The sequence below is a fragment of the Amycolatopsis sp. Poz14 genome (genome assembly GCF_006704225.1).
GTDB lineage: Bacteria > Actinomycetota > Actinomycetes > Mycobacteriales > Pseudonocardiaceae > Amycolatopsis > Amycolatopsis nivea.
This window is the reverse complement of sequence record NZ_JACLHD010000001.1, coordinates 6331092-6348201: the sequence shown is the minus strand read 5'-3', so window position 1 is coordinate 6348201 and position 17110 is coordinate 6331092. Positions and strand designations below refer to the sequence as shown.

The following is a 17110-nucleotide window of genomic DNA, read 5'->3' as shown; positions in this document are numbered from 1 at the left end:
TCGGGCATATCGGCACAACCCTCTTGTCAGCGCCCGGCGGATCGGTGAAAGTGTCCGCCAGAAGTTCACCTGAGGGGGGTTGACGTGCGGCGCTGGGCGGGCGGGTTCGGCGCGGCCGCGGTCCTTGCCGGGACCGCGGCGCTCGCCGGGTGTTCCGGCTCGCCCGCCCAGCCCGGTCCGGTCGAGGTTTCGCGCTCGGCCTGCGGCGACGGCTGGACCGCGCCGCCGGCCGGGCCGCAGACCCTGCAGGTCCGCAACAACGCCGCCGTCACGATGGAGATCGAACTCGTCGACCCGGCCACCGGGACGGTCTTCGGGGAACTGGAAGGCGTCGGCGCCGGCACGACGCGCGCGTTGCCGGTGAACTTCGGCAATGGCGCGTACGCCCTGCGTTGCGCCCCCGAGGACGGCACGCCCTTCGTCGGCCCGACCGTGCAGGTCACCGGCGGCGCGGACCGTCCGGGCCCGGCGGTGGTACCCGTGACCAACGCGGATTTGCTCGGCCCGCTCAAGCAGTACCACGCCTACGTCGCGGACGGCCTCGGCACGCTCACCGGCCAGACCGCGGCACTGGCGCAAGCCGTCCGCTCGGGCAATCGCGGTGCGGCACAACAGGCTTGGCTTACCGCGCACCTCACCTACGAACGGCTCGGCGCCGCTTACGACGCCTTCGGAGACTCGGACGGAGCGATCAACGGCACCACCGCCGGGTTGCCGGGCGGTGCCGCCGATCCGGGCTTCACCGGCTTCCATCGCCTCGAGAACGGCTTGTGGCACAACGAGGCGATGCTCGCGCTGAGCCCGATCGCCGAGCAGCTCGACCAGGCGGTCCAGAAGCTGCGCACGTCGTTCGCCGACGCCCAGATCGACCAGAACGATCTAGGCTTGCGCGCGCACGAGATCATGGAGAACACCCTCCAGTTCGAGCTGACCGGCCGCACCGACTACGGCAGCGGCTCCACCCTGGAGACCGCCCGCGCGAACCTCGCCGGGACCCGTGCGGTGCTCGACGTGCTGCGCCCGCTGCTGACGACGAGGTTCCCCGGCTTGAAGGATCTCGACGCCTGGATCGCCCGCACGGACCACGATCTCCAAGCGGTCGCCGGGAAACCGCTCTCCGCTCTCGACCGGAAGCAGCGGCAGCGGATCAACGCCGACGTCTCGGAGCTGACCGAACGCCTGGCCCCGGTCGCGGCGATCGCGGAGCCGAGGAGGGTCTCGTGAGCCTGGGACGGCGCGCGTTCCTGCGCGGAGCGGCAGCGGCCGGGGCGGGCGCGGGTCTGGTCGGCCTGTCTGGAAGCGCGACGGCCGCCGGGGGAGCGGTGCCGTTCCACGGTCCACATCAGACAGCCGCGCTGGCGGAACCGGCGAGACATTCGGTCGTCGCCGCGTTCGACGTCGTCGCCGAGAATCGCGCCGAACTCACCGCCCTGCTCAAGGAACTGACCGACCGCGCGCGTTTCCTCACCGGCGGCGGTGCCCCCGCGTCCGTCGGGATCACCGGACCGCCCGCGGATTCCGGCGTGCTCGGTCCGGAAGTCCCGAAAGGACAGCTGTCCGTGCTGGTGGGCGCGGGCGCGTCGCTGTTCGACGACCGGTACGGGCTCGCCGCGCGCAAACCGCCGAAGCTCAAGCAGATGCCGATGTTCCCGGACGACGCGCTCGATCCGCAGTGGTGCCACGGCGATCTGTCCCTGGTGCTCAACGCCGCCGAACTGGACACCGTGCTGCACGCGCTGCGCGACATCGCCCGCGCGACCCGGGGCGGGATGCAGCTGCGCTGGAAGATCGACGGATTCAGCTCGCCGCCGCGGCCGTCCGGGACCCCGCGCAACCTGCTCGGGTTCAAGGACGGCACCGCGAATCCCGGGCCGTCCGAAGCGGACAGTCTGGTGTGGACCGACGACGGCGGCAGCTACCAGGTCATCCGGCTGATCCGGATGCTGGTCGAGTTCTGGGACCGGGTGTCGCTGTCGGAGCAGGAGAACATGATCGGCCGCCGCCGCGACACCGGCGCCCCGCTCGACGGCGCGGCCGAGCAGGACGCGCCGCGCTACGCCGACGACCCGATCGGCACGGTCATCCCGCTGACCAGCCACATCCGGCTCGCGAACCCGCGCACGCCGCAGACGGACGGACAGCGGATCCTGCGCCGCGCGGTCAATTACGACCGCGGCGTCGACTCCAACGGCAACCTCGACATGGGCCTCGTCTTCACCTGTTACCAGCGCGATCTCGAGCAGCAGTTCGAGGCCGTGCAGAAGCGGCTCGCCGGCGAGCTGCTCACCGACTACGTCTCGCCGTTCGGGGGCGGATATTTCCACCTGTTCCCGGGCGTGACGGATCCGGCCGACCACTACGGCCGGGCAGTGCTGGGCTGAGCGGAAGGAGTTCTGCAGTGAAGCGGACCAGGAAGCGGGCCACCGCGGCGGCCGCGCTGGCGGCGACCGCGGCGCTCGCCGCGGCGTGCGCGAGCAGTTCGGCGTCGACCTCGGCCCCGGCGCACGCGATCGCCGCCGAGACGTTCACGACGTCGACGCCGATCAAGCACGTCGTGGTGATCTTCGGCGAGAACATCTCCTTCGACCATTATTTCGGCACCTATCCGAACGCGACGAACGAGAACGGCACTCCGTTCCACGCCGCGCCCGGCACTCCGAAGGTCAACGGCCTGACTCCGGAGCTGCTGCAGCACAACCCGAACGCTTACAACCCGAAGCGGTTGAGCCCGGACCAGGCGCTCACCTGCGACCAGGCGCATGACTACAAGAAGGAACAGGCCGCGTTCAACGGCGGCAAGATGGACAAGTTCGTCGAGTACACCGAGAAGGACAAGTGCACTGGGCAGCCTGTGCTTTTCGGCGAGCCCGGTCTGGTGATGAATTATTTCGACGGCAATACTGTTACTGCGATGTGGAATTATGCGCAGCATTACTCGTTGAATGACAACTCGTTCAATACTGTGTTCGGGCCGTCGAGTCCTGGGGCGATCAATCTTGTGTCAGGGCAGACGCATGGGTTGCAGCCGGTGGATTCGGTTACCGGGGAGCCTAAGGTTGATCCGCATACTGCGGCTTCGCCGGATGCTCATGGGGTCGGGACGATGATTACCGATCCGGATCCGGCGTTCGACGATTGTTCGGACAAGAATCACACGGCTAAGGACAATCTCGGGGCGTTCCAGGGGCGGAATGTCGGGGATTTGCTGAATGCTCGCGGGGTTACTTGGGGCTGGTTCGAGGGTGGGTTCCGGCCTACTGGCGAGGCTAACGGGTATGCCGTGTGCGGGACTAAGCATCCGAACGTGGGTGGGCAGGCGTCCGTTGACTACAGTCCGCATCACGAGCCGTTCCAGTACTATCGGTCGACGGCTAATCGGAAGCATCTTCCGCCGTCCTCATTGCATGCGGTGGGGCAGCAGGATCAGGCTAATCATCAGTATGACGTTCGGGACTTCAATGATGCGCTCGCTGCGGGGACGATGCCTGCGGTGAGTTTTCTGAAGGCTCCGGAGTATCAGGACGGGCATGCTGGGTATTCGGATCCGTTGGACGAGCAGGCCTTTGTGGCTGAGGAGGTCAATCGGATCCAGGCTTCGCCGCAGTGGAAGAATACGGCGATCGTGTTGGCTTACGACGATTCGGACGGGTGGTATGACCATGTTGCGCCGAAGATTTTGAATGGGTCGCATGATTCGGCGCAGGATGCTTCGGTTTGTACTTCGAAACCGGTTAAGCTGGGCGGGTTCGCGGATCGGTGCGGGTATGGGCCTCGGTTGCCGTTGCTGGTGATTTCGCCTTATAGCAGGGTTAATTATGTTGATCACACTATGACTGATCAGACTTCGGTGCTGCGGTTTATTGAGGACAACTGGCATTTGGGGCGGATTGGCGGCGGGTCGTTTGATGTGATGGCGGCTCCGTTGACAGGGATGTTCGATTTTTCGCATGCTAAGGCGAAGTCGTTGAAGTTGGATCCTAAGACTGGGGCGGTGGTTGGTTAGGGGCGCTGCGGTTACGGGGCGGCTCGTCGCCTGGCGGCGACATTGCGGCCTTGGTTGCGTGGGGCACCCCGAAGCCCATTGTGATGACGGTCCGGGGGTGCTTGTCAAGGCGGGAAAGATGCCTTGACAAGCACCCCCGGACCGCATTTTTGGCTTCGTATCGGGGTGCGGGGGTGGTGTGGGTGCCTCGATTGTTGGGTGCATCGGCGGCGGTTTTAGGGCTGGGTGCCTTGATGCGTTGGGTGCATTGGCTGTGGTTTTCGGGCGCGCGGGGTGGGTGCGTGGGCGCGGTGGGTGTGCGGGTGTCGGTTGGGGTGGGGGTAGCGCCCCAATGTGGCATTGGGTGCGTCTGACGCACCGAACGCCGCATTGGGTGCATGCGATGCACCCAATGCCGCATGGGGGGCGCATCGCGGCGGCGGGGCGGAGCCGGGGCCGGGGCCGGGGCCGGAGCTGGGGCCGGGTGGTCCGTGAAGGGCTCCTTGAGGGAATCCAAGTCCGTGAAGGAGGCCCTCACGGCCGGCGGGCGGGTCGTGAGGGGAACCCTGGGGGAATCAGAGTCAATGAGGGTTCCCCTCACGCACGGCGGCGAAGAGGGCGAAGCCGGAAACAAGTGTGGCCCGCTCCGAAAGATCGGAGCGGGCCAGCAACCTGGGAGTCAGACCGTCAGGACTGGGTCATCTTCCGCAGCACGTACTGCAGGATGCCGCCGTTGCGGTAGTAGTCCGCTTCGCCGGGGGTGTCGATGCGGACGACCGCGTCGAACTCGACCTTTGAGCCGTCTTCCTTCGTGGCCGTCACGTGGACCGTTCGGGGCGTTTCGCCCTCGTTCAGCTTCGTGATGCCCTCGATGTCGAACGTCTCGGTGCCGTCGAGCTTGAGCGACGACGCCGATTCTCCCTCCGGGAACTGCAGCGGGATGACGCCCATGCCGATCAGGTTGGAGCGGTGGATGCGCTCGAACGACTCGGTGATCACCGCGCGCACGCCCAGCAGGCTAGTGCCCTTGGCCGCCCAGTCGCGCGAGGAACCGGAGCCGTACTCCTTGCCGCCCAGGACGACCAGCGGGGTGCCTGCCGCCGCGTAGTTCTGGGCCGCGTCGTAGATGAACGCCTGCGGGGCTCCCTCGACGGTGAAGTCGCGGGTGTAGCCGCCCTGCACGTCGTCCAGCAGCTGGTTGCGCAGCCGGATGTTCGCGAACGTGCCGCGGATCATGACCTCGTGGTTGCCTCGGCGCGAGCCGTAGGAGTTGAAGTCCTTGCGCTCGATGCCGTGCTCGACCAGGTACTGCGCGGCCGGCGTGCCGGGCTTGATCGCGCCGGCGGGGGAGATGTGGTCGGTGGTGACCGAGTCGCCCAGCTTCGCCAGCACCCGGGCGCCGGAGATGTCCTGCACCGGGGCCGGTTCGGCGGTCATGCCGTCGAAGTACGGGGGCTTCCGGACGTAGGTGGACTCGGCCTCCCACTCGAAGGTCTTGCCGGTCGGCGTCGGCAGCGACTTCCAGCGCTCGCCGCCGTCGAACACGTCGGCGTAGTCCTTCTTGAACATCTCCTGGGTGATCGCGGAGTCGATGGTCTCCTGGATCTCCTGCGGCGACGGCCAGATGTCCTTCAGGAACACGTCGTTGCCGTCGCTGTCCTGGCCGAGCGGCTGGGTCGCGAAGTCGAAGTCCATCGTCCCGGCCAGCGCGTACGCGATGACCAGCGGCGGGGACGCCAGGTAGTTCATCTTGACGTCCGGGTTGATCCGGCCCTCGAAGTTCCGGTTGCCCGAGAGCACCGAGACCGCGGTGAGGTCGTTCTCCTGGATCGCGGCGGAGATCTCGTCCGACAGCGGGCCCGAGTTGCCGATGCACGTGGTGCAGCCGTAACCGACCAGGTGGTAGCCCAGCTTCTCCAGGTACGGCCAGAGGCCGGCCTTGTCGTAGTAGTCGGTGACGACCTGCGAACCCGGCGCCATCGACGTCTTGACCCACGGCTTGACCGACAGGCCCTTGTCGACCGCGTTGCGCGCGAGCAGCGCCGCGCCCAGCATGACCGACGGGTTCGAGGTGTTGGTGCACGAGGTGATCGAGGCGATCACCACGGCGCCGTGGTCGAGCACGAACTCGCCGCGGTCGGCGGTGGACACCTTGACCGGCTTGGTCGGGCGCCCGGTGGCCCCGTTCGCCGCGGACTGCACCGGCACCGCGGTCTCGTCCTGGAACGACAGCGCGGCCGGGTCGGAGGCCGGGAAGGTCTCCTCGACGGTCTCGTCGACGTTGGTGTGCGGGGTCGGCTGCTCGTCCTCGGCGTAGTCGTGCACCGACTTGCGGAACGAGGACTTCGCGTCGGTCAGCTCGATGCGGTCCTGCGGGCGCTTCGGGCCGGCGATCGACGGGACGACCGTCGACAGGTCCAGCTCGAGGTACTCGGAGTACTGCGCCTCGTGCGACGGGTCGTGCCAGAGGCCCTGCTCCTTGGCGTACGCCTCGACCAGCGCGACCTGCTCGGCCGAACGGCCGGTGAGCTTGAGGTAGCGGACGGTCTCCTCGTCGATCGGGAAGATCGCCGCGGTGGAGCCGAACTCCGGGCTCATGTTGCCGATGGTGGCGCGGTTGGCCAGCGGCACCTGGGCGACGCTCTCGCCGTAGAACTCGACGAACTTGCCGACCACGCCGTGGCGGCGCAGCATCTCGGTGATCGTGAGCACGACGTCGGTCGCGGTCACGCCCGCCGGGATCTCGCCGGTCAGCTTGAAGCCGACGACGCGCGGGATCAGCATGGAGACCGGCTGGCCCAGCATGGCCGCCTCGGCCTCGATGCCGCCGACGCCCCAGCCCAGCACGCCGAGGCCGTTGACCATGGTGGTGTGCGAGTCGGTGCCGACGCACGAGTCGGGGTAGGCCTGGCCGTTGCGGGCCATGACGGTGCGGGCCAGGTGCTCGATGTTGACCTGGTGCACGATGCCGGTGCCCGGCGGGACGACCTTGAACTCGTCGAAGGCGCCCTGGCCCCAGCGCAGGAACTGGTAGCGCTCGCGGTTGCGCTCGTACTCGATCTCCACGTTGCGCTCGAAGGCGTCCGCGCGGCCGAACACGTCGATGATCACCGAGTGGTCGATGACCATCTCGGCGGGCGCGAGCGGGTTGACCTTGTCCGGGTCGCCGCCGAGGGCGGTCACGGCCTCGCGCATGGTGGCCAGGTCGACCACGCAGGGCACGCCGGTGAAGTCCTGCATGATCACCCGGGCGGGCGTGAACTGGATCTCGATCGACGGGTCCGCGTTCGGATCCCATCCGCCGAGCGCGCGGATGTGGTCGGCGGTGATGTTCGCGCCGTCCTCGGTGCGCAGCAGGTTCTCGAGGAGGATCTTCAGGCTGTAGGGCAGCCGGGCGGCGCCTTCGACCTTGTCCAGGCGGAAGATCTCGTACGAGTTCTCTTCCACCTGCAAGGTGTCCTTGGCGCCGAAGCTGTCCTTGCTAGGTGCAGTCACGTCTAACTCCAGTGGCATGGATTCCACGCCGCCGCCGGCGTGTCCTCCCGGGTCAGTTCGGTGTCGGTCTCCGGGTCGTCGGGATCGACCCGCGCGAGTCTTGCGCACCCCCACCGTAGAACCGGAACCGGGAGGGCACACCTCGTCTTCTCGACCCAAACAGTACGCGTGTCCTGTATTTCGTTCAAGACGACACGCGGAGTGACGTGCGCCATCCGGACACGCAGTCCCGCCAGGTCCCCCGAACAGGGGAAATGATCTCCGCGGTGTGTAAGTTCTTCCTGAGGCTTGTGATAGTGGTGTGACTGCAGAGGTACGCGGTGTGCCCGCGGGACGGCAGCGGGCGAGCGGAGGTGGCGGGCGTGAGGGTCCGGCGTGGACAGTCCGGGACGGCGGGCGCGCTGGTGCGCGGAGCCGGGGCCCGGCGCGGGCTGGCGATCGCGACGGTCACCCTGGCGGCCCTGCTCGGCGCGACGAGCACCGGCCTCGCGGTGCCCCCGCCGCCGCCGAATCCGAGCGACTCCTCGATCGACTCCGCCAAGGGCGACGCGAACGCGAAGGCCGGCGAGGTCGGCAGGCTCACCAACCAGCTCGCGCAGGCCGAGCAGAAGCTCAGCGCGCTGCAGGACAACGTCGAGCTGAAGCAGGAACAGGCCATGAAGGCCCTGGTCGACCTGCAGACCGCGCAGGACGAGGCGACCCAGGCGCAGAACGACGCGAAGTCCGCGCGCCAGGAGGCGGACGCGGCGGTCGGCGCCATCGAGAAGGCCCGCGCGGACGCGAAGAAGTTCGCCGCCGCGAGCTTCGAGCAGGGCAGCACGATCGGGTCGATCTCGGCGTACCTGACCTCGGACAGCCCGAAGGACCTGCTCGCCCGCGCCCAGCTGCTCAACTCGATCGGCGGCTCGCGGCTCAACGCGATGGACCGGCTCCAGCAGGCGCAGACGGAGAAGGCCAACAAGGACTCCGCCGCGCGCAAGGCGCTGGAGCTGGCGCAGCAGAAGCAGGACGCGGCCACCCGGGCGAAGGGCACCGCGGACGCCGCGCAGTCCGCCGCCGTGTCCGCGCAGCAGGCCCAGGCCGCGCAGAACACCCAGCTGGAAGCCAACAAGAACGCCGTCGAGCAGCAGCTGTACGCCGCGCAGGCGAAGGTCAACGGGCTGCAGGGGCAGCGCCAGCGCTACCAGGACTGGCTCGCGCAGAAGCAGCGCGAGGACGAGGAGCGCGCCCGGCAGGCGGCCCTGCGGGCGGCCGCGGCGAACAACGACGACGGCGGCGACAACGGCGGCGGAAGCCGCGGCCGGCCGTCCCCGGCGGCGGGCAGTTCGATCGAGGCCGTGATCGCGCGGGCGCTGTCCAAGGTGGGCATGCCGTACGCGTGGGGCGGCGGCAACGGCAGCGGCCCGACCCGCGGCATCCGCGACGGCGGCGTGGCCGACCGGTACGGCGACTACCGCAAGATCGGCTTCGACTGCTCCGGCCTGATGATCTACGCCTTCGCCGGCGTGCAGGGCCTGCCGCACTTCAGCGGCTACCAGTACACCTCCGGCCGCCGGGTCCCGCTGTCGCAGATGCGCCGCGGCGACATGCTCTTCTGGGGCGGCTCGGGCGGCATCCACCACGTCGCGCTGTACCTGGGCAACGGGCAGATGGTCGAGGCCCCGCAGTCGGGTTCGTACGTCCGCGTGACGTCGGTCCGCTACGGCGGGATCATGCCGTACGCGACGCGCCTCATCGGCTGAGCGGGCTCCACACGTAGGGCGTCGTCTCGGTCACCGCGGTGAAGCCGAGCCGTTCGAGGATCGGACGGCTCGTGGGCAGCGCGTCGACCTGGAGATAGGCGACCCCGCGAGCCCGGGCCGCGCCGACCCGGTGCGCGACGAGAGCGCGGTAGAGGCCTCGGCCGCGCCATTCCGGGAGCGTCGCGCCGCCCCAGAGTCCGGCGAATCCGGTGCCGGGCACCAGTTCCAGCCGGGACGCGGCGACGAACCGGCCGTCCGCTTCAGCCACGACATGCGTGGTGGTCCCGGCGTCAGCGCGGGCCCGGGCGAGCAGATCCGCAGCGACCGCGGCTTCGTCGTGACCGAACACCGAGGCCGACAGCGTCGCGATGCGCAGCAGGTCGTCGCTGCTGCCGGCTTCGCGCACGACCACGTCGGTGGACGGCGGAGCGGAGGCGGCGACCGCGTCCAGCGGCGCGATCAGGACGGTTTCGGTTTCCTCCGGGACGAATCCGGCCGCGAGCAACCGCTCGGGCAGCTCCGCAGGACGGTCGTGGCTGCGGGTCTTCCACTCGAACTCCTCGCCGCGGGCGGCGAAGAACGCGCGCTGGCGGGCGATCAGGTCGTCGAGCGCGCCGCCGGTCACGCCGAGGTCGGGTGGTCCGGAGACAAACCCGCGCCGGCCGCCGGTGAGGCGCGCGAGCGGGCCGTCGGTGGTCAGCTGCTGCCCGGGTTCGGCCTGGGTCAGTTCGGCTTGGCGGACTTCGCGGTCGTAAGCGGCGAGCAGCCGCGCGGCGTCGGGCACGCCCGGGAATTTAACCCGGACGACCCCGCAGCGCGCGCGGGTTTCCGGGGCGGGCACGCTGGGTGCATGACTGAGAGCCCCCGGTTCGCCGGGATCGTGCTGGCCGGCGGGTCCGCGCGGCGCCTGTCCGGAGTGGACAAGCCGGAGCTGCGGGTCGGCGGGATCTCCTTGCTGGGCCGGGCGGTCGAGGCGCTGTCCGGAGCGGATCCGGTCGTCGTGTGCGGTCCGCAGCGGCCGGGATACGACACCGTCGTCTGGACCCGCGAGGCCGTTCCCGGCGCGGGGCCGGTCGCGGCGCTGGCCGCCGGGCTTGAGGCGGTCGACGCGGACATCGTCGTGCTGCTCGCCGCCGATCTCCCCGGCATCCGGCGCTCCACAGTGGACCGGCTGCGGTCCACTGTGGTCAGCGCGGACGGCGCGGTGCTCGTCGACGCGGCGGGGGAGCGGCAATGGCTGGTGAGCGCCTGGCGCACGGCGGCTCTGCGCGAGGCGATGCCGGAGCGTCCGGAAAACGCGTCGCTGCGCCGGACGCTCGGCGGACTGCGGATCGCCGAGGTCGCCGCGGAGCCCGGCGAGAGCGACGACATCGACACGCCGGAGGACCTGGAAAAGCACCGCTGACAGGGGCTTCACAGCTGTCACACCGGCGATGCGATTGGCTACCGTCGCGGGAAGTTCTCGACCCAGTAGGGTCGCGGGCGAGCACGCAGACGCGGAAACCCCTGGAGGAAGAGTGACCGAGCCCGGCTTCGCCGAGGGAGCGAACGGGCAGCAGCCCGGCACCCCGGCGCGGGACGCCCAGCTGCTGGAACGCACCGTGTTCGAGGTGAAGCGCGTCATCGTCGGACAGGACCGGCTGGTGGAGCGCATGCTCGTCGGGCTGCTGGCGAAGGGGCACCTGCTGCTCGAGGGCGTGCCCGGGGTCGCGAAGACGCTCGCGGTCGAGACGTTCGCGCGCGTGGTGGGCGGGTCGTTCTCCCGCGTGCAGTTCACCCCCGACCTGGTGCCCGCCGACATCCTCGGCACGCGCATCTACCGCCAGGGCGCCGAGCGCTTCGACGTCGAACTGGGCCCGGTCGTCGCGAACTTCGTGCTCGCCGACGAGATCAACCGCGCCCCGGCGAAGGTGCAGTCGGCGATGCTCGAGGTGATGGCCGAGCGGCACGTGTCGATCGGCGGCAAGACCTTCCCGATGCCCGATCCGTTCCTCGTGCTGGCCACGCAGAACCCGATCGAGAACGAGGGCGTCTACCCGCTGCCGGAAGCCCAGCGCGACCGGTTCCTGTTCAAGATCCTGGTCGAGTACCCCTCCGCCGAGGAGGAGCGCGAGATCATCTACCGGATGGGCGTCACGCCGCCGGAGCCGCACGAGGTGCTGAGCCCGGCGGAGCTGGTGCGGCTGCAGGGCGTCGCGTCGCAGGTGTTCGTGCACCACGCGCTGGTCGACTACGTCGTGCGGCTGGTGCTCACCACGCGCACCCCGAACGACCACGGGCTGTCCGACGTCGCGGGCTGGGTGTCGTACGGCGCCTCGCCGCGCGCGAGCCTCGGCATCATCGCCGCGGCGCGGGCGCTGGCGCTCGTGCGCGGCCGCGACTACGTGCTCCCGCAGGACGTCGTCGACGTCGTGCCGGACGTGCTGCGGCACCGCCTCGTGCTGTCCTACGACGCGCTGGCCGACGGCGTCCCGGTGGACCACATCGTCACCCGCGTGCTGCAGACCGTGCCGCTGCCGCAGGTTTCGGCCCGGCCGCAGGGCGGCGCCGGCCCCGTGCCGGCGGGCGCGCCCGTCAGGTAGCGGCGTGGCTGGCACCTCCTCGAAAGAACCGGGCGGACGGCCCGGCTGGGCCCCGCCGATCCTGCGCGGCGACCGGATGGAAGCGGGACTGCGCACGCTCGAACTCGAAGTGCGCCGCCGCCTCGACGGGCTGCTCCAGGGCAACCACCTCGGGCTCGTCCCGGGGCCGGGTTCCGAGCCCGGCGAGGCGCGGCCGTACCAGCCCGGCGACGACGTGCGCCGGATGGACTGGGCGGTCACCGCGCGCACGACGACGCCGCACATCCGCGAGACGGTCGCGGACCGCGAGCTGGAGACGTGGGTCGTCGCGGACATGTCGGCGAGCCTCGACTTCGGCACCGCGCTGTGCGAGAAGCGCGATCTGGTCGTCTGCGCGACCGCCGCGGTCGCGCATCTGACCGGCGGCGGCGGAAACCGGATCGGCGCGCTCGTGTCCAACGGCGAAGGCATCACCCGGCTCCCGGCGCGCGGCGGGCTTCCGCACGCCCGCGGCCTGGTCCGGCGGCTCGCCGAGACGCCCCGTGCCGCCGAAGGCGTCCGCGGCGACCTCGCCGAGGCGCTGGAAAAGCTGCGCCGTCCGCCGCGGCGGCGAGGACTGGCGGTGGTGCTCTCCGACTTCCTCGGCCCGATGGACTGGGAGCGCCCGTTGCGCGCGCTCGGCGGAAGGCACGAGCTGATCGCGATCGAGATCGTCGACCCGCGCGACGTGGACCTGCCGGACGTCGGCACTGTCGTGCTGGCCGACCCGGAGACCGGACGGCAGCGCGAGGTGCACGCTTCGGCGTTGCTGCGCAAGGAGTTCGGCGCGGCGGCGAACGCGCACCGGCAGGCGGTCGCGGCCGGTCTGCGCCGGGCCGGGGCCGCGCATCTGGTGCTGCGCACCGATTCCGACTGGATCGCGGACATGGTGCGGTTCGTGGTCGCCCGCAAGCGCCGCTGGTCGGGAGGCGTCGCATGACCACGATGCACGCGGCAACCGGTAAGGAGGCGACGGCATGAGCCTCGCCGGATTCAGTTCGCCGTGGTGGTTCCTGCTGCTGATCGCAGTGGCCGCGGTGGCGGCCGCGTACGTGCTGTCGCAGCGGCAGCGGCGCCGCCGGGTGATGCGGTTCGCGAATCTGGAGCTGCTGGAGAAGGTCGCGCCCAAGGCGCAGGGCTGGATCCGGCACGTGCCCGCGGTGCTGATCGTGCTGTCGCTGCTGTTCCTGACGGTCTCGCTGGCCGGTCCGACGGCGGAGCAGAAGGTGCCGCGCAACCGGGCGACGGTCATGCTGGTGATCGACGTGTCGCTGTCGATGGAAGCCACCGACGTCGCCCCGACGCGGCTCAAGGCGGCGCAGGACGCGGCGAAGCAGTTCGCGCAGAACATGACCCCGGGCGTCAACCTGGGCCTGATCTCGTTCGCCGGAACCGCGACAGTGCTGGTCAACCCGACCACGGACCGGGCAGGCGTGACGAAGGCGATCGACAACCTGAAGCTCGCCCAGTCCACCGCCACCGGCGAGGGCATCTACGCGGCGATGCAGTCGATCCAGAGCTTCTCCGCGGTGGTCGGCGGCGCGGACGGTCCGCCGCCCGCACGGATCGTCCTGATGAGCGACGGAAAGCAGACGGTGCCGGAGGACCTGTACGCCCCGCGCGGCGCGTACACCGCGGCGCAGGCGGCGAAGCAGGCGCAGATGCCGATCTCGTCGATCTCGTTCGGCACCGAGCACGGGTCGGTCGACATCGAGGGCAAGCAGCAGGACGTCCGCGTGGACGACGAATCCCTGCGCGAGATCGCCCGGCTGTCCGGGGGAGAGTTCTACAAGGCGGCGAGCGCGGACGAGCTGAAACGCGTCTACGCCGACCTGGGCGAGCAGATCGGGTACGAGCTGAAGAACGCCGACGCGAGCAAGCCGTGGGTGGTGCTGGGGACGATCATCCTCATGGCCGGGGCGGCGACCGCGCTGGTGTTCGGCCAGAGACTGCCTTGACGCCGGTCGCTTCCGGCGGGGAGCGGTCCCGGCCGGAAGCGACACGCGGATCCACACCATGCCGCCGCCGCGCGGTTCCTGGGGCGAGCCGTCTTCACGGCGTGGCGAAACCGTTCTGCCGCCAGCCTTCGTACACCGCGATCGCCGTCGTGTTCGCCAGGTTCAGCGACCGGTTGTTGGGCAGCATCGGCAACCGCAGCCGTTCGGTGACCTCCGGGGCGCGCTGAACCTCGTCCGGCAGCCCGGCGGACTCCGGCCCGAACATCAGCACATCCCCTGGGGCGTAAGAAACCTCCGTGTAGAGCCGGGTCGCCCCGGCGCTGAACGCGTACACCTTCGCGGGCAGCAACGCCTTCCACGCCGCGGCCAGATCGGCGTGCACGTGGACCCGCGCGAGGTCGTGGTAATCGAGCCCGGCACGGCGGAGCTGCTTGTCCTCCAAGGTGAACCCCAGCGGCTCGACCAGGTGCAGCTCGCATCCAGTGTTCGCGGCCAGCCGGATCGCGTTGCCGGTGTTGGGCGGGATTTCGGGGCAGTAGAACAAGACTCGGAACACGGGATGCCTCACGCCGCCTCGGGTAGATACTTCGCGTAAGCCGCGCGCACTTCCGGCGGCGGCTCCGCTTTGCGGTAGTTCTCGGTGTCGACGAACACGTACCGCAGCCGGAGCTCGGTGGTCACCGTGTCGCCGCGGCGGATGTCCAGCTCGAACCGCATCGACGTGGTGCCCAAGTGCACCAGATAGACCGACACCACGAGCTCGTCGTCGAAACGGCACGGCGCGAAATACCGCAGATTCGACTCGGCGACCACCAGGTCGACGCCGGTGGCGAGCAGCGCGTCGTGCGAACCGAAGAGGGTTCTTTCCACCTCGAACGCCGCCATGTCCGCGTAGGCAAGGTAATGCGCGTTGAAGACGATCCCCTGAGCGTCGCATTCGTGGTAGCGCACGCGCAGGGGCATTTCAACGAGAGGGCGGCGTTCGGTCACCCGACCAATCTAGCGATCAGCCGTGCAGGGCGCGGTAGGTGTCGGCCGCCCCCCGATGCAGCGGGACCGGTTGGGTGCCGATCAGCGTCCGCACGTCCAGGAACTGCGTCCCGACCGCCTGTGCGGGCACGAGCTCGGCAGCCCGCCCCGCGAGCACCCGAACCACCGCCGCCGCCACGTCGAACGGCAGCTTGGGCGAGCAGACCAGCAGATTCGCCACCCCGATCGTGCCGAGCGCGCCGACCCCGCGGTAAGCCCCGGCGGGCACCTGCACCTGTTCGTACAGCGGACCGTACGCCTTGCGCAGCTGGGGGAGCACCGACGTCAGCGGGATGAGCGAGAGCGGCGTCGTGCGGTTGAGGTCGGCGAGGGCGGGCGTCGGGATGCCGCCGGACCAGAGGAACGCGTCGATCCGGCGGTCGTGCAGAGCGGCGACCGCGTCGTTCAGCGGCAGATGCTGTGCTTGGACCGGGATGTTGCTCGCGGCGAAGACCCGTTCGCCCAGTTGCGCGGCACCCGAGCGGCTCGCGCCGACCGAGATCGGGCGGCCGGCCAGCGAGCGCAGGTCGGTGAGCTGGTCCTCGGCGCGGACGACCAGCTGGAGGTAGTTCTCGTAGACGCGGCCGAGTGCTTGCAGCGGAACGGGTTTCCCGAACGGCGTGCCGCCGGTGATCGCGGATTGCGCCACGTCGGCGAGCGCCAGCCCGAAGTCGGCCGTTCCGTCCTGGACGCGTTGCACGTTCTCGACGCTCGCCTCGGTGGGCAGCGCGCTGCAGTGCAGCCGCGGTTCGGCGCGCGACAATTCGGCGGCCAGGACCTCGGCGAAGGCCAGGTAGAAGCCGCCGGGTTCGCCGGACGCGATGGTGATCTTCCGGTCCGGGCCGCGGTAGGTGTCGTCGCAGGCGGCGAGCGTCAGGGCGAGGCCGCCGAGGAGCGCGGTGCGGCGGGTGACCTTCACGGCGTCACCGCCGCGGGCAGCGTGATCCGGACTTGCAGGCCATGCGGTTCGACCGCGCGCAGCTCCAGAACCCCGCCTCGGGCACGGGTTTGCTCCCGCGCGATGGCGAGACCGAGGCCGGTGCCGCGAGGCGCGCCGTCGCCGCCCGCGCGCCAGAACCGTTCGGTGGCCCGGGCGAGGTCCTCCGGAGGAAGGCCCGGACCGTCGTCGGAGACGATCAGCGTGACACTGTCCGAAGTGGACTCCCAAGCGGCGGTGATGGTGGCTCCCTGACCGGCGTGGTGGACGGCGTTGTCCAGCAGGACGTCGAGAATCTGCGCCAGTTCGCTTTCCGGCGTGCGCACCAGCAGCGGCTCAGTATGCACTTCGCACGGCACGAGGGTCGCGCCGGCTTCGTCGGCGGACAACCGCCACGCGTCGACCCGTTCCGCCACGACAGCGGCCAGGTCCGCGGGCTCGTCGTCGGCGCGCGCGGCCAGCCGGGTCGCGGTGCTCTCCGCGGTGGCGAGGGCGAGCAAACCGTCGAGAATCCGTTCCAGGCGCTCGACTTCCGCCACCGTCGCCTCGTAGGCCGGGCGGTTTTCGACCTCGGTGCCGAGCAGGTCGAGCCGGAGCCGGAGCGCGGCCATCGGGTTCCGCAGCTGGTGCGAGGTGTCCGCGACGAGCCGCTGCTGCTGGTTCGCCGACTCGACCACAGCGTCGGACATCCGGTTCACCGACGCCGCGAGCGACCGCAATTCGCGCGGCCCCGACCGTTCCGGCACCTGCGCCCGGCGTCCGCCCGCCACCGCCAGCACGCCGGTTTCCAGCTCCACCAGCGGTCGCACCATCCACCGCGACAGCAGGACCGCGAGCAGCACGAACAGCGCCGCGACCACCATCGCCCCGGCCGCGATCGCGCTCCACGCCGCCGCGACGTCCTGCGCCGCGGCGGTCACCGAAGCACGCAGCAGCACCACGCCGGACACCCGCGTCCCGGTGCCGACGGGGCGCGCGAACAGCACCGGCGTGTCCGACCACGGCTGGATCCGTTCGACCGGCGCTTCCGGCTCGTTGCGCAGCGTCGCCTCGATGACGGTCCGCGCGTCCGGATCACTGCTGGTCAGACCGCCAGTTTCGACCAGCGGCTGCCGCTGCGCGTCGACGATCAGCACGCCTTCGCTGTATAACGACGAATACTGCCGCGCGTCGGCGTTCAACGCGGTCGCGTCGCCGGAATCGACCGCCTGTTGCGCGAGCACCACGAAGCGGTCGACATCGCTGCTGCGCGAAATCACCAACTGCTGGGTCCGCTGATCGGCGGTCGCGGACAGCAGCGGAACCGCGAACGCCGCCACGACGGCGAGCGCGAGCGTGACGAGGACAGCCAGCAGGCGAGTGCGCAC

The 17110-nt window shown here is 70.0% G+C and carries 14 protein-coding genes; 8 read left to right on the top strand and 6 right to left on the bottom strand.

Going from position 1 to position 17110, the window contains the following annotated elements; genetic code table 11:
* The first annotated feature begins 84 nt into the window (after window positions 1-84).
* From FKO37_RS29715 to FKO37_RS29705, 3 genes are read left to right on the top strand one after another with little or no spacing between them, the layout of a single operon-like run.
* Window positions 85-1224 carry an EfeM/EfeO family lipoprotein gene (locus FKO37_RS29715; RefSeq protein WP_238606618.1) on the top strand — a complete coding sequence of 380 codons (1140 nt, stop codon included), beginning with the start codon at window positions 85-87 and terminating at the stop codon, window positions 1222-1224.
* Window positions 1221-2381, top strand: a complete 1161-nt coding sequence (locus FKO37_RS29710; RefSeq protein WP_238606617.1) for a Dyp-type peroxidase — start codon at window positions 1221-1223, stop codon at window positions 2379-2381. The genes FKO37_RS29715 and FKO37_RS29710 overlap by 4 nt, the downstream gene beginning before the upstream one ends.
* Before the next feature lie 17 nt (window positions 2382-2398).
* A complete protein-coding gene (locus FKO37_RS29705; RefSeq protein ID WP_037814274.1) occupies window positions 2399-4003 on the top strand; it encodes a phospholipase C in 1605 nt (534 codons plus the stop codon).
* A gap of 666 nt (window positions 4004-4669) precedes the next feature.
* On the opposite strand, the gene acnA is transcribed toward FKO37_RS29705, so the two are convergent.
* Window positions 4670-7495, bottom strand: coding sequence for an aconitate hydratase AcnA (gene acnA / locus FKO37_RS29700; RefSeq protein ID WP_240014254.1), 2826 nt, complete (start codon window positions 7493-7495; stop codon window positions 4670-4672).
* Between the two features lie 344 nt (window positions 7496-7839).
* Here acnA and FKO37_RS29695 point away from each other — a divergent pair, with 344 nt between their 5' ends.
* Entirely contained in the window at window positions 7840-9219 is a 1380-nt protein-coding gene (locus tag FKO37_RS29695; RefSeq protein WP_051728557.1) for an NlpC/P60 family protein, read from the top strand.
* Here FKO37_RS29695 and FKO37_RS29690 read toward each other — a convergent pair.
* A complete protein-coding gene (locus FKO37_RS29690; protein ID WP_238606616.1) occupies window positions 9209-10003 on the bottom strand; it encodes a GNAT family N-acetyltransferase in 795 nt (264 codons plus the stop codon). The genes FKO37_RS29695 and FKO37_RS29690 overlap by 11 nt on opposite strands.
* Before the next feature lie 66 nt (window positions 10004-10069).
* Between FKO37_RS29690 and FKO37_RS29685 the strand changes: the two genes are divergently transcribed.
* From FKO37_RS29685 to FKO37_RS29670, 4 genes are all read left to right on the top strand, one after another.
* Window positions 10070-10624: a molybdenum cofactor guanylyltransferase gene (locus FKO37_RS29685; protein WP_238606615.1), complete on the top strand. Its 555-nt coding sequence runs from the start codon at window positions 10070-10072 to the stop codon at window positions 10622-10624.
* A gap of 112 nt (window positions 10625-10736) precedes the next feature.
* Window positions 10737-11801, top strand: a complete 1065-nt coding sequence (locus FKO37_RS29680; protein WP_037806526.1) for a MoxR family ATPase — start codon at window positions 10737-10739, stop codon at window positions 11799-11801.
* A gap of 76 nt (window positions 11802-11877) precedes the next feature.
* Entirely contained in the window at window positions 11878-12759 is an 882-nt protein-coding gene (locus FKO37_RS29675; RefSeq protein ID WP_238608351.1) for a DUF58 domain-containing protein, read from the top strand.
* A gap of 37 nt (window positions 12760-12796) precedes the next feature.
* A complete protein-coding gene (locus tag FKO37_RS29670) occupies window positions 12797-13777 on the top strand; it encodes a VWA domain-containing protein (RefSeq protein WP_009078098.1) in 981 nt (326 codons plus the stop codon).
* Window positions 13778-13871: 94 nt separating this feature from the next.
* On the opposite strand, the gene FKO37_RS29665 is transcribed toward FKO37_RS29670, so the two are convergent.
* The 4 genes from FKO37_RS29665 to FKO37_RS29650 are packed head-to-tail and all read right to left on the bottom strand — an operon-like array spanning window position 13872 to window position 17110.
* On the bottom strand, window positions 13872-14333 hold the full coding sequence (locus FKO37_RS29665) for a tRNA (cytidine(34)-2'-O)-methyltransferase (RefSeq protein ID WP_134668511.1): 462 nt from the start codon (window positions 14331-14333) through the stop codon (window positions 13872-13874).
* Between the two features lie 8 nt (window positions 14334-14341).
* Window positions 14342-14767 carry a thioesterase family protein gene (locus FKO37_RS29660; protein ID WP_134668433.1) on the bottom strand — a complete coding sequence of 142 codons (426 nt, stop codon included), beginning with the start codon at window positions 14765-14767 and terminating at the stop codon, window positions 14342-14344.
* Window positions 14768-14783: 16 nt separating this feature from the next.
* Window positions 14784-15725 (bottom strand): TAXI family TRAP transporter solute-binding subunit, encoded by a 942-nt coding sequence (locus FKO37_RS29655; protein WP_037806519.1) that lies wholly within the window; start codon window positions 15723-15725, stop codon window positions 14784-14786.
* Window positions 15722-17110 (bottom strand): HAMP domain-containing sensor histidine kinase, encoded by a 1389-nt coding sequence (locus tag FKO37_RS29650; protein WP_037806517.1) that lies wholly within the window; start codon window positions 17108-17110, stop codon window positions 15722-15724. The genes FKO37_RS29655 and FKO37_RS29650 overlap by 4 nt, the downstream gene beginning before the upstream one ends.

Excerpts from the sequence above, each read along its gene's own strand:
- FKO37_RS29675 (WP_238608351.1), top strand. The coding sequence starts at position 11,878 with ATGGAAGCGGGACTGCGCACGCTCGAACTCGAAGTGCGCCGCCGCCTC.
- FKO37_RS29685 (WP_238606615.1), top strand. The coding sequence starts at position 10,070 with ATGACTGAGAGCCCCCGGTTCGCCGGGATCGTGCTGGCCGGCGGGTCC.
- FKO37_RS29670 (WP_009078098.1), top strand. The coding sequence starts at position 12,797 with ATGAGCCTCGCCGGATTCAGTTCGCCGTGGTGGTTCCTGCTGCTGATC.
- acnA (WP_240014254.1), bottom strand. The coding sequence starts at position 7,495 with ATGCCACTGGAGTTAGACGTGACTGCACCTAGCAAGGACAGCTTCGGC.